This window comes from Streptomyces sp. NPDC026522 (assembly GCF_055567555.1).
In genome coordinates this window covers 1-25,334 of record NZ_JBVHQF010000022.1, presented here as the reverse complement: position 1 = coordinate 25,334, position 25,334 = coordinate 1, and the positions used below count along the sequence as shown (strand labels likewise).

26 protein-coding genes are annotated in these 25,334 nt (G+C 71.2%); 17 read left to right on the top strand and 9 right to left on the bottom strand.

Going from position 1 to position 25,334, the window contains the following annotated elements; genetic code table 11:
• Nucleotides 1–13 precede the first annotated feature (13 nt).
• The 3 genes from ACZ4M3_RS35170 to ACZ4M3_RS35160 all read right to left on the bottom strand — a co-directional run bounded on the left by ACZ4M3_RS35170 (nucleotide 14) and on the right by ACZ4M3_RS35160 (nucleotide 2,852).
• Nucleotides 14–1,267: an exonuclease domain-containing protein gene (locus tag ACZ4M3_RS35170; protein ID WP_467739693.1), complete on the bottom strand. Its 1,254-nt coding sequence runs from the start codon at nucleotides 1,265–1,267 to the stop codon at nucleotides 14–16.
• A gap of 257 nt (nucleotides 1,268–1,524) precedes the next feature.
• Nucleotides 1,525–2,082, bottom strand: coding sequence for a hypothetical protein (locus ACZ4M3_RS35165; protein ID WP_359743702.1), 558 nt, complete (start codon nucleotides 2,080–2,082; stop codon nucleotides 1,525–1,527).
• Nucleotides 2,083–2,195: 113 nt separating this feature from the next.
• Nucleotides 2,196–2,852, bottom strand: a complete 657-nt coding sequence (locus ACZ4M3_RS35160) for a hypothetical protein (RefSeq protein WP_467739691.1) — start codon at nucleotides 2,850–2,852, stop codon at nucleotides 2,196–2,198.
• A 274-nt stretch (nucleotides 2,853–3,126) separates the two neighbouring features.
• On the opposite strand from ACZ4M3_RS35160, the gene ACZ4M3_RS35155 reads away from it, so the two are divergent.
• The 8 genes from ACZ4M3_RS35155 (at nucleotide 3,127) to ACZ4M3_RS35120 (ending at nucleotide 12,429) form a co-directional block, all read left to right on the top strand.
• Nucleotides 3,127–3,573 (top strand): hypothetical protein, encoded by a 447-nt coding sequence (locus ACZ4M3_RS35155; protein ID WP_467739689.1) that lies wholly within the window; start codon nucleotides 3,127–3,129, stop codon nucleotides 3,571–3,573.
• A 15-nt stretch (nucleotides 3,574–3,588) separates the two neighbouring features.
• Complete coding sequence (locus ACZ4M3_RS35150; protein WP_391777151.1) at nucleotides 3,589–4,074, top strand: hypothetical protein; 486 nt, start codon at nucleotides 3,589–3,591, stop codon at nucleotides 4,072–4,074.
• Complete coding sequence (locus ACZ4M3_RS35145; RefSeq protein ID WP_391777150.1) at nucleotides 4,071–4,361, top strand: hypothetical protein; 291 nt, start codon at nucleotides 4,071–4,073, stop codon at nucleotides 4,359–4,361. Before ACZ4M3_RS35150 ends, ACZ4M3_RS35145 begins: the two co-directional genes overlap by 4 nt.
• Nucleotides 4,358–4,681 (top strand): hypothetical protein, encoded by a 324-nt coding sequence (locus ACZ4M3_RS35140; protein ID WP_337964009.1) that lies wholly within the window; start codon nucleotides 4,358–4,360, stop codon nucleotides 4,679–4,681. Before ACZ4M3_RS35145 ends, ACZ4M3_RS35140 begins: the two co-directional genes overlap by 4 nt.
• Before the next feature lie 119 nt (nucleotides 4,682–4,800).
• Complete coding sequence (locus tag ACZ4M3_RS35135) at nucleotides 4,801–5,532, top strand: hypothetical protein (RefSeq protein ID WP_166625872.1); 732 nt, start codon at nucleotides 4,801–4,803, stop codon at nucleotides 5,530–5,532.
• Nucleotides 5,529–6,044, top strand: coding sequence for a hypothetical protein (locus ACZ4M3_RS35130; RefSeq protein WP_467739686.1), 516 nt, complete (start codon nucleotides 5,529–5,531; stop codon nucleotides 6,042–6,044). Before ACZ4M3_RS35135 ends, ACZ4M3_RS35130 begins: the two co-directional genes overlap by 4 nt.
• Nucleotides 6,045–6,693: 649 nt before the next feature.
• On the top strand, nucleotides 6,694–11,460 hold the full coding sequence (mobF, locus tag ACZ4M3_RS35125; RefSeq protein ID WP_467739684.1) for a MobF family relaxase: 4,767 nt from the start codon (nucleotides 6,694–6,696) through the stop codon (nucleotides 11,458–11,460).
• A gap of 420 nt (nucleotides 11,461–11,880) precedes the next feature.
• A complete protein-coding gene (locus tag ACZ4M3_RS35120; protein WP_059303073.1) occupies nucleotides 11,881–12,429 on the top strand; it encodes a hypothetical protein in 549 nt (182 codons plus the stop codon).
• A gap of 61 nt (nucleotides 12,430–12,490) precedes the next feature.
• On the opposite strand, the gene ACZ4M3_RS35115 is transcribed toward ACZ4M3_RS35120, so the two are convergent.
• The 4 genes from ACZ4M3_RS35115 to ACZ4M3_RS35100 all read right to left on the bottom strand — a co-directional run bounded on the left by ACZ4M3_RS35115 (nucleotide 12,491) and on the right by ACZ4M3_RS35100 (nucleotide 16,905).
• On the bottom strand, nucleotides 12,491–13,111 hold the full coding sequence (locus tag ACZ4M3_RS35115; RefSeq protein WP_030902850.1) for a hypothetical protein: 621 nt from the start codon (nucleotides 13,109–13,111) through the stop codon (nucleotides 12,491–12,493).
• Complete coding sequence (locus ACZ4M3_RS35110; protein ID WP_467739681.1) at nucleotides 13,108–15,072, bottom strand: type IV secretory system conjugative DNA transfer family protein; 1,965 nt, start codon at nucleotides 15,070–15,072, stop codon at nucleotides 13,108–13,110. Before ACZ4M3_RS35110 ends, ACZ4M3_RS35115 begins: the two co-directional genes overlap by 4 nt.
• 124 nt (nucleotides 15,073–15,196) lie before the next feature.
• Nucleotides 15,197–16,678, bottom strand: coding sequence for a DUF2637 domain-containing protein (locus ACZ4M3_RS35105; RefSeq protein WP_079033338.1), 1,482 nt, complete (start codon nucleotides 16,676–16,678; stop codon nucleotides 15,197–15,199).
• 65 nt (nucleotides 16,679–16,743) lie between these two features.
• Complete coding sequence (locus tag ACZ4M3_RS35100; RefSeq protein ID WP_467739679.1) at nucleotides 16,744–16,905, bottom strand: hypothetical protein; 162 nt, start codon at nucleotides 16,903–16,905, stop codon at nucleotides 16,744–16,746.
• Between the two features lie 312 nt (nucleotides 16,906–17,217).
• Here ACZ4M3_RS35100 and ACZ4M3_RS35095 point away from each other — a divergent pair, with 312 nt between their 5' ends.
• The 8 genes from ACZ4M3_RS35095 (at nucleotide 17,218) to ACZ4M3_RS35060 (ending at nucleotide 21,937) form a co-directional block, all read left to right on the top strand.
• Nucleotides 17,218–17,418 (top strand): hypothetical protein, encoded by a 201-nt coding sequence (locus tag ACZ4M3_RS35095; protein ID WP_467739677.1) that lies wholly within the window; start codon nucleotides 17,218–17,220, stop codon nucleotides 17,416–17,418.
• A 268-nt stretch (nucleotides 17,419–17,686) separates the two neighbouring features.
• Nucleotides 17,687–17,872 carry a hypothetical protein gene (locus tag ACZ4M3_RS35090; protein WP_438297948.1) on the top strand — a complete coding sequence of 62 codons (186 nt, stop codon included), beginning with the start codon at nucleotides 17,687–17,689 and terminating at the stop codon, nucleotides 17,870–17,872.
• Nucleotides 17,869–18,141, top strand: coding sequence for a hypothetical protein (locus ACZ4M3_RS35085; RefSeq protein ID WP_467739674.1), 273 nt, complete (start codon nucleotides 17,869–17,871; stop codon nucleotides 18,139–18,141). The genes ACZ4M3_RS35090 and ACZ4M3_RS35085 overlap by 4 nt, the downstream gene beginning before the upstream one ends.
• Nucleotides 18,141–18,569 (top strand): ASCH domain-containing protein, encoded by a 429-nt coding sequence (locus tag ACZ4M3_RS35080; RefSeq protein WP_051785638.1) that lies wholly within the window; start codon nucleotides 18,141–18,143, stop codon nucleotides 18,567–18,569. The genes ACZ4M3_RS35085 and ACZ4M3_RS35080 overlap by 1 nt, the downstream gene beginning before the upstream one ends.
• Entirely contained in the window at nucleotides 18,563–20,113 is a 1,551-nt protein-coding gene (locus ACZ4M3_RS35075) for a DNA cytosine methyltransferase (RefSeq protein WP_467739672.1), read from the top strand. The genes ACZ4M3_RS35080 and ACZ4M3_RS35075 overlap by 7 nt, the downstream gene beginning before the upstream one ends.
• Nucleotides 20,110–20,793: a DUF1643 domain-containing protein gene (locus tag ACZ4M3_RS35070; protein WP_467739670.1), complete on the top strand. Its 684-nt coding sequence runs from the start codon at nucleotides 20,110–20,112 to the stop codon at nucleotides 20,791–20,793. Before ACZ4M3_RS35075 ends, ACZ4M3_RS35070 begins: the two co-directional genes overlap by 4 nt.
• Nucleotides 20,790–21,227, top strand: a complete 438-nt coding sequence (locus tag ACZ4M3_RS35065) for a hypothetical protein (RefSeq protein WP_030902828.1) — start codon at nucleotides 20,790–20,792, stop codon at nucleotides 21,225–21,227. The genes ACZ4M3_RS35070 and ACZ4M3_RS35065 overlap by 4 nt, the downstream gene beginning before the upstream one ends.
• Nucleotides 21,224–21,937, top strand: coding sequence for a hypothetical protein (locus ACZ4M3_RS35060; RefSeq protein WP_051785637.1), 714 nt, complete (start codon nucleotides 21,224–21,226; stop codon nucleotides 21,935–21,937). Before ACZ4M3_RS35065 ends, ACZ4M3_RS35060 begins: the two co-directional genes overlap by 4 nt.
• 60 nt (nucleotides 21,938–21,997) lie before the next feature.
• Here ACZ4M3_RS35060 and ACZ4M3_RS35055 read toward each other — a convergent pair whose 3' ends face one another.
• Nucleotides 21,998–22,846 (bottom strand): hypothetical protein, encoded by an 849-nt coding sequence (locus ACZ4M3_RS35055; RefSeq protein ID WP_030902824.1) that lies wholly within the window; start codon nucleotides 22,844–22,846, stop codon nucleotides 21,998–22,000.
• Nucleotides 22,843–23,523, bottom strand: a complete 681-nt coding sequence (locus tag ACZ4M3_RS35050) for a DEAD/DEAH box helicase family protein (protein ID WP_030902822.1) — start codon at nucleotides 23,521–23,523, stop codon at nucleotides 22,843–22,845. Before ACZ4M3_RS35050 ends, ACZ4M3_RS35055 begins: the two co-directional genes overlap by 4 nt.
• A 465-nt stretch (nucleotides 23,524–23,988) precedes the next feature.
• On the opposite strand from ACZ4M3_RS35050, the gene ACZ4M3_RS35045 reads away from it, so the two are divergent.
• A complete protein-coding gene (locus tag ACZ4M3_RS35045; RefSeq protein WP_467739667.1) occupies nucleotides 23,989–25,143 on the top strand; it encodes a hypothetical protein in 1,155 nt (384 codons plus the stop codon).
• Nucleotides 25,144–25,334 lie beyond the last annotated feature (191 nt).

Sequence of the window (25,334 nt, the reverse complement as noted above, 5' to 3'; positions counted from 1 at the left end):
GTGAACCCCCTTTTCAGTCGACCGAGGAGGCCCCGGGCGCGGCCATCTCGCGGAGGCGGTCGAGTACCGCCCGGACGTCGCCCAGGGCACGGTGGCCGCCGCCGAGCGCCTGCCAGCTGTAGTTGCCCCAGTAGTCCGACCAGTCGCCGTACCAGTCCGAGTACGACACCATCGCGTCCTCCAGCGTCATGCCGTCGAGCCAGGCCGCCGCCGACGCCGCCGGGTCCTCGTGGCCGGCCGCCCGGTAGTGGCGGGTCAGTTCCCAGCGCAACACCCCCTTGTCGTACGGGGCGTTCCAGATCAGGCACCGCCGCCCGTCGAGCGCGGCCGTGAGGCCGACGAGGATCTGCCCGAACGAGGGCGCCGTGGCCACCGCCTCGTCCGTGATGCCGTGGATCTCCGAGGCGTCCGCCGGGATCGGCCGCCCGGGGTTGACCAGGGTGTCCACCAGGACGTCCCCGGAGCCGGAGATGACCGCGAGTTCCACCACGCACGCTTCCGCGTCGAGCCCCGTCGTCTCCGTGTCGAGGACCACCAGGGCCTCGTCCGCGAGCGCGGCCGCCGCCCACTCCTGCAGTTCGAGCACCCGCCGGCGCCGGGCCTCCCGCTCAGCCTCCCGGGCCTCCACCGCCCGCTGTTCGGCTTCCGCCCGCTCCCGAGCGTCGCGTTCCTCGCACGGCGAGCACCACCGCGGCCGCCAGTACCCGTACGGGTTCGCCTCCCGCCAGCGGCGTACCGCCGCTTTGGTGGCCGTCTTCACCGAGCAGTCCCGCGCGGGGCAGGTGATGGAGTACAGCACCGCCTCAGCCTTCCGGGCCCGTTCCTCCGCGAGCTGGGCACGGCGACAGTCGCCGCACCGGTTGTGCGCGGCCGGGTACGGACGCTCGCGCACCGCCCCGCAGCCCCAGCACGTCCGGGCCCGCTCGCGCTGCCGGGCCAGCTGTGCCTTGTTCCAGCACTGTGAGCAGGGGCGGCCGTTCAACCGGTGCTCGCGCACCTTGCCGCACTCCGGGCAGGTCCGGGCCGCCTCCATGCGCTTCTTCACCGCCGAGGCCAGCGGCCGCATCTTCACCGCGGCCGCCGGGTCGTACAGCGGCACCTCCACGTCGTGCTTGCGCAGGTAGAGGTACGCGATGACGGGCTGACCGTCCGCCAGCTTCAGCCGGGCCTGGCCCAGTTGCGTCTGCGTTTGCAGGTAGGCCGGCGCCTGTCCCCACCGGTAGACGGGCAGCCCGTCCGTGAAGCCGTAGGGCTTCCCGCGCGGCACCCGATCCGGGTCCTGATCTGCGCTTTCACGACTGGCCGGGACCGTCCCCGCCGTGCGTGCCGTCGTTGCCGTGCTCACCCGTACCTCCCGAGGACAGTCCGCCGGAATTCCCGACGCTAGCATTTATAGACCCCATTCGGGCCGCTTTTCAAACTCCGCCATCCGAGGAAATCGAAAAGAGCGGAGGACGCTTAGAACTGTGCGCGCGAAGCCGGATTCTCTTAAAGGAGATCCTTTTAATTCACCGGCCGGGGCCGTCACTCGTTCGAGTGAGGGCCGTACGCGGCCAGGGCCTCCCGGATGATCCGGGCGGGCGGGTAGAGCAGGCGCGCGAGTTCGTCGCGCCGGGTCTTCTGTTCCTCTGTCAGCCGCAGCCCGGAGCCGACCAGGCCGAGTTCGTACAGCCGGGCCAGAGGTTTCTCCGAGACCCGCCACGAGGCAGTCCGCAGCTGCAGAACGAGGTCCGCCGGAAAGGCGTAGTTCCGCTGAACCAGCGTGATTCCGGTACTCGCCCCGGGCCAACGGCCGGACAGCGCGAGGCGGTCGAGGTCCGATTGCGTGAGCGGAGCCCACGGCCCCGCCAGGTCCTCGTCCGCCAGGCGCCGGCGGACCGCCTCACCCACGACGACCTCCAGCGCAGGCCAGTGCTCCGGCCGCATACGCGCCACCTGCACGCGAGCGTCGCGCGGCCGAATGCCGGACGCCACCAGCTCCCGCACGGTCTCCTTTTCCTCCAGTCGCCGCCGCTTATCGAGCAGCGCGAGCGCCCCCGCTTGTGACGCGGTGATCCAGGCAGTAACGCCGATTTTCTCCATACCGAGATTCTAAAGGAGATCCTTTCCGCGAACGCCCCGCGCCCGGAGTGCATTAAAAGGATCTCCTTTTGTCGAGCGCGCCCGCGCTTCGCCAAACGATCTTGCAAGGGCTGTCAGCCAGGAAGGCCCAGGTCGTCCAGGGACGCCCCGGCGGCCCATTGCTGCAGCTGGCGGCCGTCGAGCAGGTGGACCCCGCCCTGGCGGGAGGCCCAGAGCACATCGGCGCGGCTGTACGAGCCCCTGCTGACCACCACTCGAATCAGGTTGTCGACCCCCGGGCGGCCCGCCTCCCGCAGGGGAGCGGGACCGGCCGGCGCGTCCTCGTCCGCCGCCTCGTCCGCCGGGCGGAACCCGACGTCGAGTTGGCGGCCGCCGCGGTCGCGTGCGTACAGGCGGGGCCGTCCCTCGTCCGGCATCGCGATGACGTGCCAGCCGTCGCGGCAGAGCATCCGTTCGGCGGCCGCCGCCAGGCCGTGGTCATCGAGCACGGCGAGTTCGGTCGAGGTGTAGATGCCACCGCGCCGGCGGGCCGCCGCGCGACGCCACCGCACGCCCACCGCCGTGGCGGCCGCGAGCAGGACGACGCCCAGCACCAGGCCGCCGACGCCGAGGGCGCGGTGCAGCCAGACGAGCAGTACCAGCGGGGCCGCCACGGCGAAGGCCAGCCCGACGAACGCGGGGAGTACGTCGCGCAGTTCGGGGCCGTACCGGCCCTGTGCCCGCAGTTCCGCGACCGCGCGCTGTCTCTGCGAGCGACGCGACCCGGGCACGGGAGGTCGTCTCCACCACAGCTCCACCTGGGTCAACTCCCCATCACCGCCCGCCGTTCGTCCCTGCCCGTAGAGATACCCGCTCGCGGGAGTCTCCCGCCAACCGGGGCGGAGACCGGCCACGAACTGGCCGGACGAGATGTGGCGAACCGCTTGTGCCAAGTGTTGGGGAACCCCTACAGTTAAGGGTGTTGGGGAACCCCAACACTGACGAAGGGAATCGCCCGTGACGACCTCTCAGCACCGACCGCTCCCGCACCCGGCAGAGGAGCCGATGACCGCGAGCCGACCGGGCCAGGAGCCCCGCGAGGTCTCCGGCCGGACCGCGTACTGGCCGGACGGAGTGGGCACGTACACGCTCGCGTTCCACGGCAACAAGCAGTGGAGCATCGCGGACGAGGCGGACAGCGCCATCCTGGCCATGGACGCGATCCAGGCCGGGAACCCCAACCTCGGGGAGGAGTTCATCTACGCGAACCTGCGGGACATCCGGCGCCTGAAGCAGCGACTGACCGCCATCGAGGAGGAGCTGTTGCTGATGGCCCGCGAGCCCGACGACGCCGGGGACAAGGTGTCGTGGCGCGACCTGGGCGAAGGGCTGGGCCAGCACCACACCACGGTGAAGGAGCGGCACGACCGCATCGCGGCGGGCGGCACCCACAGCTTCCGCCGCTGGCTCACCGAGAACACCCCCCGCTCCGACCTCTACCCGACCAACTGAAGGGCGACCACCACCGTGAGCACCGACGCGTACAAGGACTTCCAGGCCCTCCAGGTCCGGCGACCCGACGACCTCCCGCCGGCCACTCCCTTGACCTGGCAGGCGGAGAAGCACTCCCAGCACGCCGAGCGACTGTCGAACCGCCGCCTGCCCGCTGACTTCCCGTACGAGGTCGAGCGCGGCACCGCGGGTGACGCGCTCGCGCAGCTGGCACTGGGGGAGGCCATCCGGCGCACCGCCCTGAACTACCGGCCCAGCACCCTGCACGAGGCCCTGGAACTGGGGGCGACCTGGCAGGAGGTGGCGGCCGCGCTGGACTGCACCCCGGACGAGGCGCGCGACGTGCTCCGGTCGTACGCGGACGGACAGCGCCGCCTGTACGAGGGCGACGAGCGCGAGGGGCGGAAGCCGATCGGGTTCACCGCCGAGCGGCACCGGGCCGCGCTCGCGCTCACCGAGCTGGCCGACGACGAGTCGGCGGCCGCCGAGGAGGACCGGTGATCCGAGACGCCGTGACGTGCGACCGCGACGGGTGCGTCGCGTTGTTCCTGGAACCCGTGGACGACCCGTACGCGCTGGACACCGACGAGTTCGAGGACGTCATGAAGCGCGCCGGGTGGACCTACGGCGACGACGGGCACCGGTGCCCCGGGTGCGTCCGGGGCACCGGTCCGGTGCTGGAACTGGGGGAGTGCCCGCGCTGCACCGGGACGACGGTTGACCTTCCGGCGGGGGCGACGTGCCACTACTGCGGGCACGTCGAGCCGCACCCGAAGGAGGAGTGGTGATCCTGCGAGCCATCCGCCGGCGGCGCGAACGCCTGGCCGCCGAACAGCAGGCCCGGCACTTCCAGGCTCAGGTGCAGCAGGCCACGGACATGGCCATCACCGCGGCGGTGCGGGCCCGCCTCTCCGAACCCGTGACAGACATCCACATCACCTGGCCATTACGGGTCACGGTGGGCGACGTCCTCACGGCCGCGCGGGAGCACTTCGCCCTGGAGGTCACCGAGGCCGACGCCGCCGCGATGCTCCGGCACCGCCTGGAATGGCGGGGGCACGCGGGATGGGGCGACCTCGTGACCGACGCCTACGAGTACGACGACTGACCGACCCTCAGCACCCCGACCGGCCGCCGCTGGAACGCGAGTTCCAACGGCGGCCGTTGCCGTTCCAGTCCGCTCGAACCCCTCCCGCCTTATAGCGTGTTCACGCTACGATCTGAGACATGCCGACTCAAGAGGGAACCCGGATCACGACCGCGCTGGAAGCGACTTGGGCCGCGTTCCAGAAGCACCACCCCGACCTTCCAGACGTCGTGATGATCACCGGCACGGGTACGCAGGGGCGGAACAAGAAGCGGCCGTCCTGGGGACACCACACAGCGGACCGGTGGCTGGACGCGGCGGCCGGCGGCCGCCGGGCGGAGCTGTTCATCTCCGGCGAGGCCATCGCCGTGGGCGGGCAGATGGTGGTGGAGACCGCGCTGCACGAGGCCGCGCACGCGCTCGCGGCCGCCCGGGGCATCCGGGACACCTCGTGTGCGGGCCGCTGGCACAACCGCAAGTTCGCAGCCCTGGCCGAGGAGCTGGGGCTGGAGCCGCCGAAGCGGGCGGAGAAGGTCATCGGCTTCTCGGAGGCCCTGATCACCGCCGCCACGGTCAGCCGGTACGCGTCCGTCATCAGGAAGTTGGACGCCGCCGCCCTGGCCCGGATCGAGGCCCCCGACGAGGACAAGGACCAGGAGCAGGACGAGGACGGGAAGAAGGAGGGCCCGCGCGGCGGGAAGGGCCGGGCGGGTAAGCGCCTGGCCGTGGCGTGCGAGTGCGACCCGCCCCGCCGGATGCAGGTCACCCCCAAGCTGTTGGAGGGCGGGGCGATCCTGTGCGGGGAGTGCCGAGAGCCGTTCGAGGCCGAGGAGTCCGCCGACGACGCCGAGCCGGACGAGGCCGCCGCATGAGCGAGCCGACCCCCGCGGTTCCCTGGGACCGCCTGGCCGCCGACCCGGCGACCGCCGCCCGGTACGAGGCGAAGGTGTACCGCGGCCCCGGCCCGACGCCGTGCCACTGGTGGCTCGGGGCCATCAGCGACTCCGGGCACGGGAAGCTCCGGGCGGGCAGCCGCCCGGCGGGCACCTCCCGCGTGGTGTCGGCCCACGTGCTCGGGTTCGTCATCTGCCACGGCGCGGCCGCACTGCGGAACGGCGCCGTGGTCCGGCACACCTGCGACGAGAGCAGCTGTCAGAACCCGGACCACTGGCTGGCGGGGGAGCGGCTGCAGAACATCGTGGACTACGCGGCCCGCCGGGGGCTCACCGGTCACGCGCTCGCGGACGTGCGGGGCGCGGCGGGGCGGGCGGTCGCCGTACGGGACGCGATCCTGGCCGCCGAGCCGGGCGCGGAGCCCGCCGCCATCGCGGCCGCGCTCGCGGCCGGCCACCCCTCGGGGGAGCACCAGGACACCCTCTGGTGAAGGCTGTTTCATAGCATGGACATGCTGTAGCAGGTCGAGGCGCACCGGTTCCGCTTCGTCCCGCCGGGCGGTCGAGGCCGACGCCAGTTCGGAGCGTGTCCACGCTATGGCGTACGGGGTGGACCGGCCCGCCGTAGCGGTTGCCGTACAGGCCGCCGCCGTGGGCGGTTCACAGCGTGGACACGCTACGGCGTACGGGCGGCCGGGGGCCGGTTTCGTGGCCCGTGCGAGGGCCCGCCGGGCGTGCGGTTCACAGCATGTCCACGCTAGACCGTCCGCCGTTCGCGGCCGCCGGCCACCCGGGCGACGCCGCCGCCGAAAAACACGCTTGGTAACAGTCGAGGCCCGCCCCCAGTCCGGGGTCGGGCCTCATGTCGTCTGTGGCGCAGCCTACCGGGCGCCTACCGGTCGCGGTCAACACTTGCGAGAGGGGCACCCTCTCGCGCTCTCCCGATCCCTGGCTGATGTCTCCCTGTGTCCTTCCCTCGTCTCCCCTTGCTGTCCTCTCTTGCTTGCCCTTGTCGATCTCCTCTCCCATCTGCCTACTTGCCCTCTCCACCCCCTTCTCTTCCCGGATCTTGAAACCTGAGCTACCTACTAACTTCAACACACCCTTGCATTACCATCCGATGGCCCGTACCGTGATCACATGACCGCTACTGTGAGCCCGGGATCAGACCCGGGATACCTCATGAACGCGGTCGGTCGCGGCGGTGAGCACTACTACCTGAAGTCCATCGAGCAGGCCGGAGAGCCGGCCGGGATCTGGCTCGGGAGCGCCGCAAATGATCTTGGTCTGACTGGTGAAGTCGACCATGAGCTGATGAGCGACATGTACTCGAAGTTCACGCACCCGGGCCTCCACGCGGAGGTCCGGGCGTCACTCTCTGCGATCACGGCCGAGCCCGGATCGGACGAGTACAACGCCCAGGTGGCAGCCATCTACGACGAGGCGCGGGTGGGCCGGAAGCCGTACGACTACACCAAGTCGACGGAGGAGAAGGTGGCCGCCGCGGTGGAGAAGCTGGGGCCGGATTCGACGCCCGAGCAGCGCCGCGCGGCGGAGCTGAAGGTGCGGCAGAACGCCCCCTCCAGCCGCTCGTACTACGACGTCACGTTCTCCGCGCCGAAGTCGTACAGCTTGCTGCACGCCGGGTTCCAGATCGAGGCCGCGCGGCTCCGCGAGGCCGGGGACCTGGAGGGCGCGGCGGCCGCCGCCGAGAAGGCCGATCAGGTCTGGGAGTGCCTGATGGAGGGCGTCCAGGCCGGGCTGGAATTCCTGGAGGAAGAGGCCGGGTACGCCCGCGACGGACGCCACGGTGCGAAGGACCCGGACGGGGCCCCGATGGGCCGCCAGGTCGACGCGCACGCGTGGACGATCGCTTCGTTCCGGCAGCACACCAGCCGTGATTCCGACCCGCAGCTGCACATCCACAACGCGATCTGGAATCGCGTGGAATCCTCGTCCGTCGACCCCGTGACCGGCGAAGTCATGTCGAAGTGGCTCACCATCGACGGACAGGAGATCTACCGGCACACCAAGGCCGCCGGGCACATCTTCGAGAAGGTGTCGGACGAGGCCCTGTACCGCAAGATGGGCTTTCGCGTGGCCACCCGCCCGGACGGCATGGCCCGCGAGATCGTCGGCATCTCCGAGGAGAAGCGCGACAAGTACAGCTCTCGCCGGCGGACCATCACCAAGGGCACCGCCGAGCTGGCCAAGGCGTACGAGGAGCGGACCGGCCGCGCGCCGGGCGCCCACGAGCTGGCCCGCATGGCGCAGTGGGTCAACCTGACCGAGCGGAAGAACAAGGTGGAAGCCGTCCCGCGCGAGCAGCTGCTGGAGCGCTGGGAGGCCGACATGGTGGCCGACACCCGCGAGTCGCTGGCCGACATTCCAGCGCAGGTGGAACGCGCGACCGGCGAACTGGAACGCGACGGACGTACGCTGGAATCGGGCCTGGAATTCGACCCGACGAAGGTCGTGCAGCAGGCCATCGAGAACGCCCAGGACCAGAAGTCGACGTGGCGTCGAGGCGACCTGATCGTGGAGATCACCAAGGAACTTCCGGACTGTCTCGGAGGGCTGGAACGCCACCAGGTGACCGCCCTCGTCAACGAGCTGGCCGACGCCGCGCTGCAGCCCGGAGCCGACACGGCCGTGGTCCGGCTGACCGCCCGCAACCTCGTCCCGCTCCCCCCGGAGCTGTGCCGCGAGGACGGGCTGTCGGTCTACGCCCGCCACGGCGCCCGCCGGTACGCCACGGAGGCCCACCTGGAGCGGGAGGGCCGCATCATCGCCAAGGCCACCGAGCTGGGAGCCCCCGCCGTGGGCCGCGAGGCGATCGAGGAGGCCGTGGCCGGCGCCGGGCTGAACGAGGGACAGGGGAAGGCGTTCCGCTCCATCCTGGCCAGCGGCCGCCGCATGGAGGTCGTGGCCGCCCCCGCTGGAACTGGAAAGAGCCGCCTGGCGGGCGCGATCCACGACGTCTGGACGCAGGAAGTCGGCCCCGTGATCGGCCTCACCGTCAGCCAGCGCGCCGCCCGCGTGCTGTCCGACGAGGGCGTGGAGAACGCCGCGAACATCGCGAAGTTCCTGGACACCAACCGCCGGTTGGAATCAGGCACCGCGGTGTCGGACGAGGACCGGAACGCCTGCCAGCTCCGGCCGGGCCAGCTGATCCTGGTGGACGAGGCGTCCATGGCCGAGACGGGCCAGCTGGACGAGATCCGCCGGTACGCCGACCTGGCCGGGGCGAAGGTGCTGTACGTGGGCGATAACGCCCAGCTCAGCAGCGTGGGCAGCGGCGGGGTGTTCTCCCAGCTGACCGAGGATCTGCCGAACGTCCACCGCCTGGACGAGGTGATGCGCTTCAACTCCGAGTGGGAGAAGGAGGCGTCCCTGAAGCTCCGCAAGGGCGAGGTGGACGTGCTCGCGGAGTACGAGACCCGCGGCCGTCTGCGCGCTGGAACGCGCGAGGAGATGGTGGAAGCCTCGTACCAGTCGTGGCTGGTCGACCACACGGGCGGGAAGGACGCGGTACTCATCGCGCCGACCACGGCCCAGGCCGACGAGCTGGCCGCCCGCGCCCGCGCCGACCTCGTTCGGCTCGGGGAGGTCGAGGCGGACGGCATCGAGCTGGACGGGCGCGGCCTCACGGTCGGCAAGGGCGACATGATCCAGCTCCGGGACAACAACCGCCGTCTGACCAGCACGTCCGGCGACCGCTTCGCCACCAACCGCGATGTGGTCAAGGTGCTGGGCATCGCGGAGGACGGCTCCGTGACCGCCGCCTACGACGACGGGGACACCGTGACCCTGCCGTCCTCGTACGTCCAGAAGCACGTGGACCTGGCGTACGCGGGCACGATCCATTCCACCCAGGGCCGGACCGTTGGAACGGCCCACTCCTACTGGGACGGCTCCGGTTCGCGGGAGGCGTTCTACGTCGCGATGACTCGCGGCCGCGAGCGGAACACCGCGTACATGTCCACGGACATGCCGGGCGTGCCCGAGGAGCAGCGGCCCGAGCCGATGACCCTCTTCAAGCAGACGCTGGAGAATTCCAGCGTCGAGAAGTCCGCGACGCAGGTGCAGCGCGAGGAGCTGGAATGGTCCAGCTCCCTGGCGAAGCACTCGTACGAGCTGGAAGACCTGTCGACCAAGGACGCGGAGAAGAAGTTCGGACGGGTCCTGTTCGAGAAGCTGGGCGACAAGTTCTCGAAGGTCCGCGACAGCGAGGCGTACGGCTCCCTCATCCGTCTGGGCCGCAGCGCCGAGGCCGCCGGCCACGACGCCATGAAGATGATGGAGACCATCACCGGAAACGGCCGCGGCCTGGACGACGCCAAGGACTTGGCGAAGGTGCTGCACTGGCGGGCGGAGCGGGAGCTGGAGGCCGCCGACCGGCGTCAGGTCCAGGCGGACGAGGCCCGGGTGCGCGAGGCCGTCGAGACCCAGGAACGCACGGTCAACGACCTGATGGCCGAGCTGTCCGTGGCGCCCGTCGCCCACGTGGACCGGGCGATCAGCGAGGAGGCGCAGGCCGAGGCGATGCGGCAGGCCGAGGCCATGTCGCAGGCTCCGGTCCTGGCCTGGAACGGCAGTCAGGAGGACGCCCTGGCCGCGCAGCAGGCGGTCATCGGGGCGCAGGTCATCGACCCCATGGAGACCCAGCGGGCAGCCGAGGCGGCCGCGTTCGAGCAGGCGCGACAGCAGGAGGCGATGAACCAGGCCATGGCCATGTCGCTGGGCGCCGAGGTGCTGCACGGTGCTCAGGAGTCGCAGGAGCGGGCCCGCATCGTGGAGGAGCGCCAGGCGGCCGCCGAGGAGCGCGCCGACTGGCGGAACCGGGCCGCCGAGATCGAGGGCCCGGAAGGCGAGTACGCCCGGGGCGTCGCGGAGCTGGCCGAGCAGAAGCGCCTGGAACTGGGACAGCAGCTGTTGGAACAGGCCGAGGCCGGCGAGCTGCCGCAGTGGGCGCAGAAGCTGGGACCGGTCCCCGAGGACCCGACCTGGCGGGAGCGCTGGGTCGAGCGGGCCGGGTCGGTCGCCGCGTACCGTGAGGCGCACCAGCACGAGAACGAGCGCGACGCGATCGGCCAGCGGCCGGGCCGCGGTGCGGTCGACGTCCGCCAGGACTGGGACCGCGCGTACCGCGCGCTGGGCGAGCCCGAGGACCGGATGGAGCTGGTCGGAGCGTCGGACGCCACGCTGCGGCGCATGGTCGAGCGGTACGACCGCGAGACCGAGTGGGCGCCGCCGCACGTCGCCGGGCAGCTCCGCGAGGTCAGCGAGTCCCTGTCGGATGCCGAGCGCGAGTCGGTCCAGACGTACATCAAGGCGATGGAGGCCGAGACGCCCGAGCAGGCGCAGGAGCTGCAGGAGGCCGTCGAGGGGTACGAGGCCCTGACCGCTTCGCTTGCCGAGGACCGCGAGAAGCTGGAAAAGGTGCACGAGGCACGGCAGGCGTGGCACGAGCACACCGAGCCGACGCGCGAGCAGGCGCAGGAGGCACAGCGCCAGCTGGAACTCCGGGCGCCCGAGCCGGAGCCCGTGGAACTGCCGGAGGACGTGCAGCCGGCCGCCGTGGAACCGGAGCTGGAACAGGAGCGCCAGGCCGAGCGCGCCCGCGTGCAGCAGGAGCAGGAAGCCGAGCAGATGCGGCAGGCATACGAGGCCGAGGCCCTGCGCCAGTCGCGCGAGCGGGCCCACGAGACCGCGCCGAAGCTCACGGGCGAGGAGCTGCAGGAAGCCGTCCGGACTGCCGGGCGGGCAACGGAGATCCTGGCCGACCGCGAGCAGACGCAGCAGATGGAGGAGGCCGAGCGGACCCGCCGCGACGAACCCCAGGTCGTCCAGGCGCCCGAGCCGCCCGCGGCCGAACTCCGGCGGGGCCGCGAGGTCGAGATGTAGTCGGGGCACATCCCCGGCGAGGGGCGGACTGCCACCAGGCGGTCCGCCCCTTCTCCGTTGTCGGGTGCGGGTGAGGGAAGACGCGGGGCTCTGCCCCACACCCCGGCCACCCTGCGGAGGGGGTGGGGGGGCACGGCTCGGTGGGTGCGGGTTGTGGGTGGTGGAGATGGTGGTGGGTCGCGGTGCGGCCCCCTCGTCGGACGGCACCCAGAGGGCACCACACCGCCCGCCGGCCATCCAGGACGCCTACGGCGCCGCTTCGCGGTCGGGCAAGCCCGATCCTGGACAGCCGACGAACGGCGCGGTAGGGCTTCGCCTGCCGCCCAACGAGGGAACCACCCCGCTCAGCCCGGACGTACGGCGCGGCCGTGAGGGCGGAACCTCTGGCACCGTGTCAGTCCCCGCGGCTACCTTCGTTCCATGGCCAGCAGCAGCGAGCACGGCGGGCACGGCCCCCGGCGCCTCCATCAGTCGATCGGTGACGTACTGCGGACGCCCGAGCGGCCGCAGCCGGCGGCCGGGACGACTCCCCAGTGGCCTGGCCACGAGTACGGCCCGACGCCCGTTCCAGCGAAGGCACCCGGGACACCAGGTCTGCCGGAAGGGGTGCGCCGCACGCGGCAGGAACTGGAATCGGTCCGGGACGACGCCGCCCGCCAGTTCCACGCCGGCGACGACGCCCGGGTGCACGTCGAGGTCGAGGTGCGGCAGGCGAAGGCGGCCGCCCACGGAGTGTGGGCCACCGCGGCGTGGCTGTTGGGCGAGCTGCAGGCCGCCCCGATCAGCCAGGAGTGGTACGAGTACCCGTACACCAACCGCCAGGTGGGGCTGGAACGCACCCACGCCCGGGACCGGATCGAGGGCAACGACTGGCCCGACGTCGACCGGGACTATGCCGCCGGGGTCCAGTACACGGTGGGGTGGAGCTTCTGGCCGGACGAGGAACGCCCCGTGCCACCCGCAGGATGACGTACGGCACGCGAAGAGGCCCGGACCATCGGTCCGGGCCTCTGTCGTTGGGCGGGGCGGATCAGCTGGGCACTTCGCCCGTCCGCAGCATGTGCAGGTACTGCCCAAGCTGCCTGTGGTCGTCGCTGATCTTCTTGTTCTCGAACGGGTCGTGCTTGTGGCCGTTGCCCCCGTCGCGGGAGAAGTCGTTCTTGCACTCCTCCAGGATGAACTTGCCCTGGCGCACGGCGTCGGGGAGCCAGCGGCCCAGCCACTCAGCGACCCGCAGCGGGGACGCTTCCTTGTCGAGGAAGGCCCAGTGGTGGCTCCACATCAGGCTGGTGAGGCTTTCCACCATGTCGGGGTGCTGCCACCAGCACGAGGAGTTCCGCTCCGTGTACCCCAGCATCTCCTTGTAGGAGCGGGGCCAGCGGACCCGGAACGTGCCTTCCACCCACTGCATGAGCACGTCCCAGGCGTTCGCCTGCTGCTGCGGGTTGAAGGTGCTCCAGTTCCAGACCGCCGGGGCATCGCTCTTGGGCTTGTCCGCCAGCTTCTTGACGACCAGGGACAGTTCCTGGATGCGGTCCCCGAGGTTCTGCCCCTCCAGCGTTTCGAGGCGGCCGTTCACCTCGTCCAGCTGCCGACCCAGTTCGCGGGTCCGCTCCCAGACAGCTTTCGTCTCCTTGGGCTGGTCGATCATCCGGTCTGCCCCCAAACGTTCTGCTCAGCGGCCGGCGCCTGCCCGGGGATCGTCCCCGGGTACGCGGCGGGCTGCTGCTGCGGGACCACCGGAGCCGTGGCGGGCATCTGCGGCGGGAGGACGGGCCCGGCGACCTGCACCCCCTTCTTCTTCAGCTTGGCCTCCAGCTTGGCCTGTGCCTTTGTCTGCTTCAGCAGTTCCTTGACGTCCTTCCGCTGCCACACCGGGGTGAACGCGTACCGGATCGGCGGCAGGTGTCGGTAGAACACCAGGCCCGTGCCTTCCTTCATCTGCCGGATGGCGTCCTGCGGCATGATCCGGACCCGTCGCACCGAGACGTTCCGGGACTTCTTGTCCTCGTCCGTGGCGGACGAGGAGGCCACTTCCTCGTCCTTCTCCCCGCAGAGGAGGGACAGTTCTTCCAGATCCTGCGGGATGGACAGGCCACCGAGGGCGATCCGGACGGAGTTGTTCATGATGGTCTGCGCTCCGTTGTGGCCCCACCGCTCCCTCAGCTGGGACGGGGACTGGACGCTGACCAGGAGCTGAATGTTCCGGCCGCCCGCGTCCGCCGACCACTTGTGCAGGGGAAGCGGGCAGATCACGGCCGCCTCGTCCAGGACGAACCGCACGTACGGGTCCACTCGGCCGCCGGGGCTGTTGTCCGCCTCCAGGTACGCCGCCTCGTAGATCTCGCCCACCAGGGCGGTGAACAGCGGGGCGACGCTGCCGTACTGCTGGTCACGGCCCATCAGGTACAGGGTGCCGCGCGAGCGGAGGAAGTCCGCCACGTCGAACTTCTGCTGGCCGGGCCGGGGGGACACGATGTCCATGACCTGGGGGAGCGACATGAACTCGAACGAGCGGATCAGCGTCAGGTACACGCTGTCCCTCGTCTTCTCCGGCGCGTTCCGCATCTGCGACAGGCCCCGGGCCCAGCCGGCGGGGACCAGCTCCGGGTAGTTCTCCAGGATCTCCAGGGGCTCACGCTCGGTCGAGTCGGTCACCCAGGCCCGGACGCGCGTCAGGTCGTAGCCCTTCAGGCCCGCCGCCATCAGGTAGCAGGACAGCACCATGAAGGAGTGGCCCTCCCAGAAGGAGGCGTTCTCCATGGCCTCCCCGCTGGCCGAGGCCGCGAGCAGGTACCCGGCGCGACGCAGGGCCACCACCGGGTCCTGGCAGCCCTCCACCAGGTTCCAGCGCAGGGTGTTCTCCACCCCGCTCACGCCCGCGTTGAAGACCCACACGGGCCGGTTGTGCTCGCGCCGCAGCTGGTGGGTGTGGTCGTAGAGGTCACCGCGGGTCGAGGTCACCACGCAGGCGCCCGCCGCGTCGATGATGGCGTTGCCGTACTGCGCGGACTTGCCGGTACGCGGCGGGGCGTACATCAGCACGATGTCCTCGCAGGCGACGAACAGCCCCTTCTTGTAGAGCAGATCCGTGCCGAGGTGCAGCCCGACCTCGTGAGGGCTGATGGAACGCCGCTTCGCCCCTTCCAGGGACGGGCGGAGGGTGTCCGCGCGTGCCCGGAGCCCTTCCTGGGACAGCCACTTCTTGAGTTCCTTCGGGTTGGCGAACCCGACCCGGGCCGCGTCCTTCCCGTTCGTGGTGGGACCGGATTTGCCCAGGTCCCACTTCTGCTTCAGGTGGAGGTACCCGAGGCCGCCGCCGGCCACGACCGTGAGGCCGAAACCGGGCCAGCCGCCGAGGGGCCAGTTCGAGCCCACGGTGTTGATGAGTTCGAGGGCCCCGCCCACGGACGGCTCCGGGAGACCGCCGTTCTCGGCACCGGCCGCGAGCGCCACGGCGGGCAGTCCGGCCGCCGCGTACGCGGTGCCCTGGCGGGACTTGCCGAGCGCGGAGGGCTTGTGAGCGTCGATGATGCGGTGCAGCCAGTGCGGCATCATCCCGCCCGGCAGGTCGGTGGTGGGGGGTGTGGGATTCTCTTCCTTGCGTGACACGAGCACTCTCCTCTGTCGCGAAGTCCCCGGGTTGGGCGGTACCAGCGCCTCCCGGGGGCGCCTAGTGTCCGGTGACCTCACGATCACCGTACGAGCCAGGACTGACATTCAGCCCCGGGTTTTCTCAGCTGTGCTTGTCGATGATGGGCTTCAGGTACTTCCGGGCCGTGCCCTCCGTGAACCCCGTCCCAGGGGAAAGAGACCTGGCCAGGGAGCTGGCGGACTGGTTCGGGTAGCGCTGTTCCGCAGGAAGCCGCAGGTAGCGGTACTCCAGCAGTTCCACGCCCGTCAGGTCCGGCTCAGGCTCCGGACCCTCGTCCGCGCCGTCCTCGTCCTCGTCCAGGCCCTCGTCCACGGCCTCGTCGACAACCTCCGGCACCGGCTCCGGCTCAGGCGCCGGAACAGGCTCGGCGTAGTCGCCAATTGGCGACTGGACCACCTCGTCCGGCTCCGGGGCGAACGGCTCCGGCTCCGGGGACTTCTGCAGCCAGTCGGCCCCGTCGATCCGGGCCTGCACCATCGCGGGCCGTCCGTCGTTGCGAGCCGCCCACGGGCCGTTCGCGGCCGCCAGCTGCCCCTGCGGCTCGTACCCGCCGCTGTACGCGGCCGCCGGGTCGGGCCCGAACGCCTCGTACGGCGCGGGGGCCGCTTGCTGCGGGACCGGTGCGGCGTACGGCTCCGGGTGGCCGGCGGCCGTCTCCTGCCGCTCCACCTCGTCCGCCTCGTCCTGGCCGTCGTGCTGGTCGGTGTCGACCTCCCCGCGCTCCAGCTCCCGTCCGGGGGTGGGGGCGGGCAGTTGCTCGCGCACGTCGCCGTCGACCGCCTTGTGGTCGAGGCGTTCCAGCTCCGCAGGCAGCGGGATGCCCGCGGCCGCCAGGCCCGCCGCCGCCGTCTCGAAGATGGGCACGCCGTACTTCGCCAGCCGGAGCGGCATCAGCGCCTCCACCGGGGCCTTACGACGCCAGCCACGGCCGAACCGGGCCTGCAGACGGGACTGGTAGATGAGCCGGGCCTGTTCCAGGCTCACGGCCTTCTCGTAGCTCCGGACCTCCCAGAGCTTCATCCGGCGCCACAGCCGGAAGGTGGGCACGGGCGAGAGCAGCCACCGGGTGATCCGGACGCCCTCCATGTGCTTGTCGGCGGTGATGTCCGCGATCCGGCCGACCGCGTGCCGCGCGGCTTCCACGGAGACGACGAACAGGACCGGGATCACCGCGTGCATCCCCACGCCGAGCGGGTCCGGCCAGGCCGCCGCCCCGTTGAAGGCGATCGTGGCGGCCGTCAGGAGCCACGCCGTCTGACGCAGGAGCGGGAACGGGATGCGGAGCCAGGTCAGCAGCAGGTCGAGGCCGAGGAGCACGATAATCCCCGCGTCGATCCCGATGGGGAACCAGTACGCGAAGGCGCCGAAGTCCTTTTCCGTGGCCAGCTTGCGCACCGCGTTGTAGGAGCCGGCGAAGCCGATGGAGGCGATGACGACCGCGCCGAGGGCAACGAGGCCGATCAACCAGAAGTGGACCCGGGTGAGTTCCGGAATGCCCTTCTTCTCTTCAGGCTCGGTGGCCGATCCCGGGGGATCAGCGGCCGTACCCTGGTGGTGACGCATGTAGGTCTCCAAATCTCAGCGTCCTGGGCCCTGGTGGTGTGTCCTCACCACCGGGGTTCCTTCTCTCAGCTCTCGTCCGTGGGCTTGGCGTAGCCCTTCCGGCTCAGCCACTCGTCGTACGCGGCCGCCACCTGTTCCTTCAAGCTCATTCCGGTGTCGAGCTTGCAGAGCGTGCCCCGGCGGTGCAGCTGAAGGTCTTCCGGCACTTCCACGTTGAGGGGTCGCATCCGAACGACTTCCTCCTTCTTGGGTCGGCCCCTGCGCTTGGGCTTGGGGTCTTCGGTCATGTGGTCGCCACCTCTCCGTGTACTGCGGGTGGAGGGATGATCCCACTGTGCGGCTATGGATCTATGAAAGCAGGTCCCTAGGTTCCTAGCAACTATTTTTCCTAGGTTCCTTGCAACCTAGGAAAAAAGGCCCTACGGTGGAACCAGAACGAACGAGAGGGCCGGGGTTCCCGCCCCGACCCTCTCCGCCCGGAACGGCGTTGACGCGCCTTCCGAGCTGGGACACCCCTATTCGCAGAGAGAGGGATCTCCGTGCAGAAGTCTGCCAGCTGGACCACCGGCATCTCCATCCCGGCCCCCGCGAGCCCCCCGCGCCTCGTGCTGGTCGGCAAGAAGGGCCCGGCGTTCAGCACCCCGTGCGCCGACTGCGACGGGTTCGACACCGTCGTCATCCGCCGCAACGGCGAGGCGTCCACCGTCCGCTGCACCTGCCAGCTGGCGGTGAGCGCATGAGCGCCACCGACGACGCCGTGAAGAAGGCCGAGGAGGCCCGCCGGAAGGCGGAGGCCGACCTCCGCCGTCACGGCCAGGCCATGGCCATCAAGGGCCGCAAGTGAGCGCCCGCCCGCCCCTGCCGGTTCGTCCGCAGCCGCACGAGCGCGACGGACGCCAGCCGCAGCAGCAGCCGGCGCGGCCGCACCCCGCCCGATAGGGCCCCGGCGGGCCGCCCCACCGTGGGCGGCCCGCCCTCCCCTTCTCGCCTTGATGGAGAGGCACACCCATGTCGCACTGCACCAACCCGACCGTGCTGGAACGGATCTCCGACGCCGACCTGCGGGCCGACAGCCGCGCGGAGTGGCTGGCCGGGGAGTACCGCGCCGGCGAGTACCCGACCGCCCACGTCCACTACGACCTGGCCGCCGCCGCGTTCGTCGTGGTCGCCCCGCAGGGGGGTGCGTCCGCGTGACCGTCGCCCGCGAACGCCTTATCGCCCTGGCCGCCCTCGTCTTCTCCGTGCTGGTCATGGCCACCTCCGTGGACTTCGGCCGCAACGCGATCGAGGCGGCCCTGTCCGGTCTGACCGCGTACGGCACCGTCGTGGTGCTGGCCGCGCTCGGTCTGTCCGTGGGGCTCCGGAAGATCTGGAAGGCCAGCAAGACCGTGCTGGCCGTCGCCGTCGTGATCGCCCTCGTCCTGTTCGGGATGGGCAAGGCCGTGGCCGAGGTGATGAGCTGATGCGCGCTCTCACCATCCGCCAGCCGTGGGCGGCCGCCATCACCTACGCGGACAAGCGCGTGGAGAACAGGGTGTGGCCGACCTCGTACCGCGGCCCCGTACTCATCCACGCGGGCAAGACCGTGGACCGCCGCCACGGCCCCATGGTCGCCGCCGTGGTGCGCGGGCTGCAGCTGGACCTGGGGGCCGTGCTCGCGGTCGCCCGGATCACCGACTGCCACCCGGACGACGGGGAGTGCACCCCGTGGTCGACCACCGGGAACTTCCACTTCGTCCTGGACGAGGTGACCGCCCTCCCGCTACCGATCCCGTGGGCGGGCGCACAGCAGCTGTGGACCCCGCCGGCCGTCCTCGTGGAGAAGGTGCGCGAGCAGCTGTCGAGCGAGACCGCCGCCCACGTCCTGCGTGAGGAGGCGGGCCCGTGCTGACCGTCTACGACGAGTTCGCCGGAGTCGGCGGCTCCAGCAAGGGCGCCACCGCAGTCAAGGACCGGGAGGGCAAGCCGCTCACGGAGCTCATCTTCGCGGCGAACCACAAGAAGGACGCCGTGGAGGATCACGCCCGCAACTTCCCCGAGGCCGACCACTTCGAGGGCGACGTGGCCCGCGCGAAGATCGAGACCTTTCCCCGGGCGGACATCTTCTGGGCGAGCCCGTCGTGCCCGCCGTGGAGCAACGCGCGGGGCAAGCGCCGGGACTTCGACAACTCCACCCAGGGCGTGCTGTTCGGGGAGAGCGAGCCGGACCCGGAGATCAAGCGGGCCCGCGCGCTCATGGAGGAGGTCCCGCGCTACCTGAACGCGATGATCCTGCGGGGCAAGCCCGTGCTGTGCGGAGTCGTGGAGAACGTCGTGGAGTGCCGCAAGTGGGACCAGTGGGGCCGCTGGCTCCGCGAGGTCCGGTGCGGGGGCCTGTACGAGGTCCGCGTGATCGCGGTCAACTCCATGCACGTCAAGGCCCGGGGGAGCCGCAGGGCTCCGCAGTCGAGGAACCGCCTGTTCGTCGCCTACTGGCTCAAGAGCTTGGGACGGACGCCGGACTGGAACAAGTGGCTGCGGCCCCGGGCGTACTGCCAGGTGTGCGACGCCACGGTGTCAGCCATGCAGGTGTTCAAGCGCCTGAACGTCGACATGGGCGCGTACGGGCGCAACGGCCAGTATTGGTACCGGTGCCCGAACGCGAAGTGCCGCAACGCGATCGTGGAGCCCGAGGTGATGCCCGCCTCTGCCGTCATCGACTGGTCGATTGAGGGCCGCCGGATCGCGGACCGGGACGAGCCCCTGGCCGACGCCACCATGGAGCGGATCGCCCGGGGCATCGCGAAGTTCGCGAAGCCGTTCACGGTGCCCGCCGGCGGGACCTGGCGGACCGAGCCCGTGTCGGTCGAGGAACCCATGCCGACCCGCACGACCCGCGAGACGGACGCCCTGGCCGTGCCGCCCTTGCTCATCCCGACCGAAGGCCGGGACGGGAAGGTGGCGACGTCGACCGAGGAGCCGATGCGGACCCAGACCGCCCGCAACGAGACCGGACTGGCCATCCCGCCGTTCCAGATCAGTCTCCGGGGCGGAGGGTCGAGGAAGACCGCGTACGGCGTGGACGAGCCCGTGGGCACGGTCAGCGCGAGCGGGAACCACCACGGCCTCGTCACCGGCCAGCGTCTCCTCATCCCGTACTACAGCACCGGCACGGCCCGCACGGTCGAGGAGCCCGTGGGCACCGTGACCACCCGCGACCGCTGGTCGCTCGCGGAGGTCGAGGAGAACGTCGACCTGGGCGACGTGCGGTTCAGGATGTTGGAGCCCCACGAGATCGGCGCCGCCATGGCGTTCCCGGACACGTACATCGTCACCGGCAGCAAGCGCGACAAGGTGCGGAAGTACGGGAACGCGGTCACGCCGCCCGTGGCCGAGGTCATCGTGTCCGCGCTGGTCGAGGCGGTCACCGGTGAGCCGCTGGAGGTGGCGTGGTGACCCGCCGCCAGGGCCTGCAGATGAAGGGCGGCGTGCAGCTGCCGATGTTCGCCGTCGAGGTCGAGCCGGAGCCCGCCACCGCGGCGGGCCCGGCCCGGCCGGCGGCCGCCGAGTGGGCCGAGGCCCACGGGCTGGAGCTGCAGACCGGCCCGCACGGGTCGGCAGTGCTCAGCCCATGCGGCACCTACCGGTACCGGCTGGACCGGATCTGGGACGAGGACACCGCGCCCATGGTGTGGGTGATGCTCAACCCGTCCACCGCCGACCACGCCGAGGACGACGCCACGATTCGCCGTTGCACGGCGTTCGCGAAGGCGGCCGGGCACGGCGGCATGGTCGTGGTGAACCTGTTCGCGCTCCGCTCGAAGGACCCGGGCCAGCTCCGGCAGCACCCCGACCCGATCGGACCGTTCAACGAGGCCGCGCTGATCGAGGCCACCGACGACGCCGTACGCGTCGCGGCCGCGTGGGGCGACGCCAGCCGCTCCGAGCGCGCCCGCCAGGCCCACGCCGTCACCGCCCTGTTGGTCGACCACGGCCACTCCCTGGAGTCCCTGGGAGTCACCGGCAAGGGCCACCCCCGACACCCGCTGTACGTGCGCGACGAGACCCATCTGACCCCGTACGACCCGCAGTCGCCAATTGGCGACCGCTCCGCCGAGCCGGAGGTGGACCGGTGAGCAAGGAGAACGAGGAGTTCAACCCCTGGCGATGGGACCGGGACAACGCCCGCAACGGGCAGGCCCGCCTCACCGTCGAGCAGAACGGCCACAAGGTCTCCCTGGACCACCGGGGCGTGTCGATCGACGGACAGCGGATCGTCCGGGACGACCCGTCCAAGGGCGACGCGCACGGCTTCCAGATCACCCCGTTCGGAACGGTCATGTACCGGGGCCAGGAGGTGGCCGCCATCGCGCCCTCTCCGGAAGGCACGGCCAACCCGGGCGAGGTGACCGTGTGGGGCAAGGACGGGCCGACGCTTCCCGAGCGCAGGCAGCGCGACCTGGCCGCACGGGAGCGCGAGGAGGGCGAGCGGCGCGAGCGGGACGACCGGTACCGCGCCGACCAGCAGCACCAGCAGGAGTTCACCCGAGGACAGGAGATGACGCTGTGAGCGACCAGAGCCCCGCGCCGTTCGATCCGGCGCTCTACCTGATCGAGCAGGCCCACCGGCAGCCCGTGCCCCCGACGTTCCGCCCCGGCCCGCAGCTGCCGCCGAAGCGTTCCGCCGGCCGTTGGCTGTGGGACCACTTCGGGCGCCTGGCCCCGGCCCTGGCGACCACGAGCATGTCCGCGCTCGCGTGGAGCTGGGGGCAGAACCTCCCGGACGGCTCCACCGCCCCGCTGTGGATCACGGGCAGCCTGGCCGCGCTCGCGGGGTGCGCGGGGTGCGTCGCCGCGTCGAAGCAGCACGGCGACAACGAGACCGTGCGCGTCTCGTTCGGCGGGGCCGCCGTGCTCGCGTTCGCCGGGGTGACCGCGTGGACGCCGGACTGGCAGCTGGCCACCCTGCTGTGGGCCGGGTGCACCGCCGCGGTGTACGCGTTCTGTGCACCGCTGTGGCGGGCCGACCGCCGCGAGACCCGCGCTCAGGAACACGAGCTGGTCATGGAGGAGACCAAGGGTCTCAACGAGGCCCGGGTGAAGGCGATCGAGACCGCCGGCGCCGTGGCGACGGCTCAGTGGGAGTACCACCAGGAGCAGGCGAAGGTGGCCGCGATCGTGGCGGCCGCCGACGCCCGCCAGCGCCGCGCGATCCAGCCCGGCCAGGAGCTGGACGTGCAGGCCCTGCTGAAGGCCGCGCAGGTGGCCGAGCTGAACTGACCGACCCGGCAACGACGAAGGGCCCCGCCGTCACGGCGGGGCCCTTCTGCTGTGCTCGCTCTACGAGCCGGAGGGGCCGGGAATCCCGTCCGCCCGCCGCTGCATCCGTACGGCGGCCGTACGGATGCGGGAGAGGTCCACGGCAGTCTCCGCACGGTGGAACGGCGCCGCGTCGAGCGCCAGCGCCTCGTTCAGCTGCCGCAACGCCTTCTCCGCCGTGTCGGCAGCGGTCCGGATGGTCTGGCCGACCTTCTCCGCCGTGTCGTCGTCGTCCTCCACCAGCTCCGCGTCCACCACCTCGTCCTCGTCCTCGTCGCGGTCGCCAATTGGCGACTGGTCGGAGGGGACGCCCAGTCCTTCCTGGTCACGCCGGGCCGCGATCACCGCGGCGGTGACCTTCTTCCCGCCGGACTCCAGCCGGAGGACTTCCACGAAGTGCCGGGCGCCCTCGTCGCCGTTGACCTTGACGACCGGGGCCAGCTCCCGGGCGTGCGACTCCACCACGGTGTCGAGCACAGCCGGACCCAGCGGGGCGAGTGCACGGTGGACTAGGGCCAGGTCAATGAGGCGGTACCCGTACGAGCGGTCCCAGCCCCACCGAGCCTTGACGTAGTGCCCGAACTTCTCGTGCCCCTCCAGCTCCCACAGTCCGGATTCGTTGATCTCGTCCAGGAGCTGGCCGACCTCTACGCGGTGCCGAGCCTGGAGCCGCCGGAGGCTCTGTTGGTACTGCCCCACGGACGCTTCAATGCGCGCCTCCAGGGCCTGCAGCCGCTCGCGGGGGCTCAGCTCCACCTCAGTGTCGGACGACGTCTGTGCGGGCAGCTGAGCGCCGCCGCCACGGGTTGCCAGGCCCGCAGTCAGGACGTCCCCGAAGCTGTCGCTGGCCTTGTCTGATGCCTTGCTCACCGCGCCACCACGTCCAGAACCTCCCGTGCCATCCGGTCCATCGGTGAACCGGACTTGACCTTGATCGGTTGCTTGAAGATATGCGCCGGGCCGTTCATCGCGCTGGAGAATTTGAACCGCGAGGCGAGCACCGGGTACTGGGCGGCCGTCAGCTTCTCCTCCAGCTTGTCCGCCGCGACGCCCTGGCCGACCATCGTCAGCATGACGTGCAGCTCCGGGTACGGGGCCCCCGTGTTCTTCAGTTGCTGGACGTAGCCCAGTACGGACGTCGCCCGATCCACTTCATTGGGTGTGGGCTGCAGGCACAGAATCACCTTGTCGACCGCGCTCATCACCGTCAGGTGCGGGCCGTCGTCGTGCTTCTCCCAGGCGGCCGTGTCGAGCAGGCACACGCCCTTCTCCGGACACAGGCGCTGTGCTTCCTGCCGGATGTGGTGCACCGCCGGCGCGGGGTAGACCGGGGCGCCGAGGTCGACCGCGTTCGCGTGCGTGTAGAGGGTGCCGTGCTCGCTCTTGCCTGGCACGTCGGTGTCGATCGCGACGCAGGGGACGCCGTACGACTTCCAGTGAGCCAGCAGGTAGGCGAGCAGAGTCGACTTGCCCGCGCCACCCTTTCCGATGAAGGCGACCCGGCGGCCCTGGGCAGGCAGCACCGGAATGGGGCGAGGTTTCGTCATGGCACCGGACGCTACCGCCCCACGCCGTGATCGAGAGGCCCGACCGGCGCACCGCAGGCAGCTTGTACGACCGAGGCGCCCGTTCAGCTCCGGGGGCAGTCGCCAATTGGCGACCGGGAGCAGGTGCGGGTGAGGGAAGACGCGGGGCTCTGCCCCACACCCCGGCCACCCTGCGGAGGGGGTGGGGGGGGGCACGGCTCGGTGGGTGCGGGTTGTGGGTGGTGGAGATGGTGGTGGGTCGCGGTGCGGCCCCCTCGTCGGACGGCACCCAGAGGGCACCACACCGCCCGCCGGCCATCCAGGACGCCTACGGCGCCGCTTCGCGGTCGGGCAAGCCCGATCCTGGACAGCCGACGAACGGCGCGGTAGGGCTTCGCCTGCCGCCCAACGAGGGAACCACCCCGCTCAGCCCGGACCGATGCCGCAGGCAGCACGCAGGGCGAGGAGCCGGTTACGGTGCTGCCCATGGGGATCAGCACGGGGGAACAGCCGGGATACGCACTACTCGTCGCGGCCGAGCCGCCCGTACGACACCCGCTCGCGGTCACCACGGCGTTGCCTCAGCTGGCCGCCGTCCCGCCGGCGCGTCTGGTCGGCACCTCGTACGCGAGCGTCGTACAGCTGGCCAACCCCGACGACCCAAACACGGTGTTGACGAACCTCCGCACCGCGGCCGCCGTCGAGGGCCCGCTACTCGTCTACGTCGCCGGGCACCTGGCCGTCGACCCGCGCCAGAACCTTCTCCACCTGGCCCTGGCCCGCACCACCGCCCGCACGATCCGGTACACCGCGCTCCCCTGGCACTGGATCGGTGCCGAGCTGCAGCGCCGCCCGCCGGGCACCACCACGGTGGTGGCCGACCTGGCGACCGACACGGACGTCTGGCAGGCCCTCGTCCACCAGGAGCAGTCCCTGGCCGGACCGTTCGCCCTGTACGGCGCCGTGCAGCTGCAGGACCGCCGCCACCGCCCCGGCCCCTCGTACACGAACGCGCTCGCGCACATCCTCCGCTCCGCGCCGACGAGGCCCAGCGCCGAGCAGCTGCACCACCAGGCCGCCCGCGCGGCCGCCGTCGACGCCGCCGCCACCCTGTGGTTGGGAGGACAGGCGGTCGAGCAGGCCGCCCCGCACCCCGACGTCGACGTGCCCGCACCGAGGACCGAGGCGACGTCGACCACCGCGGCCGCCGTCGAGGAGGACCCCCACCTGGCGATCCGGGACGCGAGCCGCGCCGGCCGCCACGGCGAAGCCGCCGCCATCGCCGCCTCGTACGAGCAGGCCGCACTCCGAGCGCACGGTGCGCAGTCTGTCGAGGTCGCCCACTGGATCGAGGTCCGCGCGTTCCTTGCGCAGCAGGAAGGAGCCCCGGACCGTGCCTGTCAGCTGTGGCTGCAGGCCGCCGTGGTCCGGCTGACCGCCGACCAGCCCGAGCACCACCCCGAGGTGGCCGAGGCCGTCGACCGCGCCCACGGCGCCTGGCACCACGTCAGCGACCCGTCCCAGATCCGGCAGTTGGGCATCGAGCTGTTGAGTCTCCGGACCCGTGTCCCCGGAAAGAGTGGTGCTCGCGCGGACGTACAGCGGCGACTCGCGCGCCTTCCCCGGGCCGTAAACCCCTGATATCTCGGGGTTTTCGGGCCCGCCCGCCACACGGGAAGTCGACAAGTGGCCTCCCGTGTCACGGGAAAACCACAAGACACGCGGGAAAGTGTGGAACACACAGGCCCCGTTATGGATAAGATCTTGGACATGGCAGTACGAGGACGTCAGCAGCCGGGCCGAACGGGAGTGTTCCCCTCGGACAAGCCGTT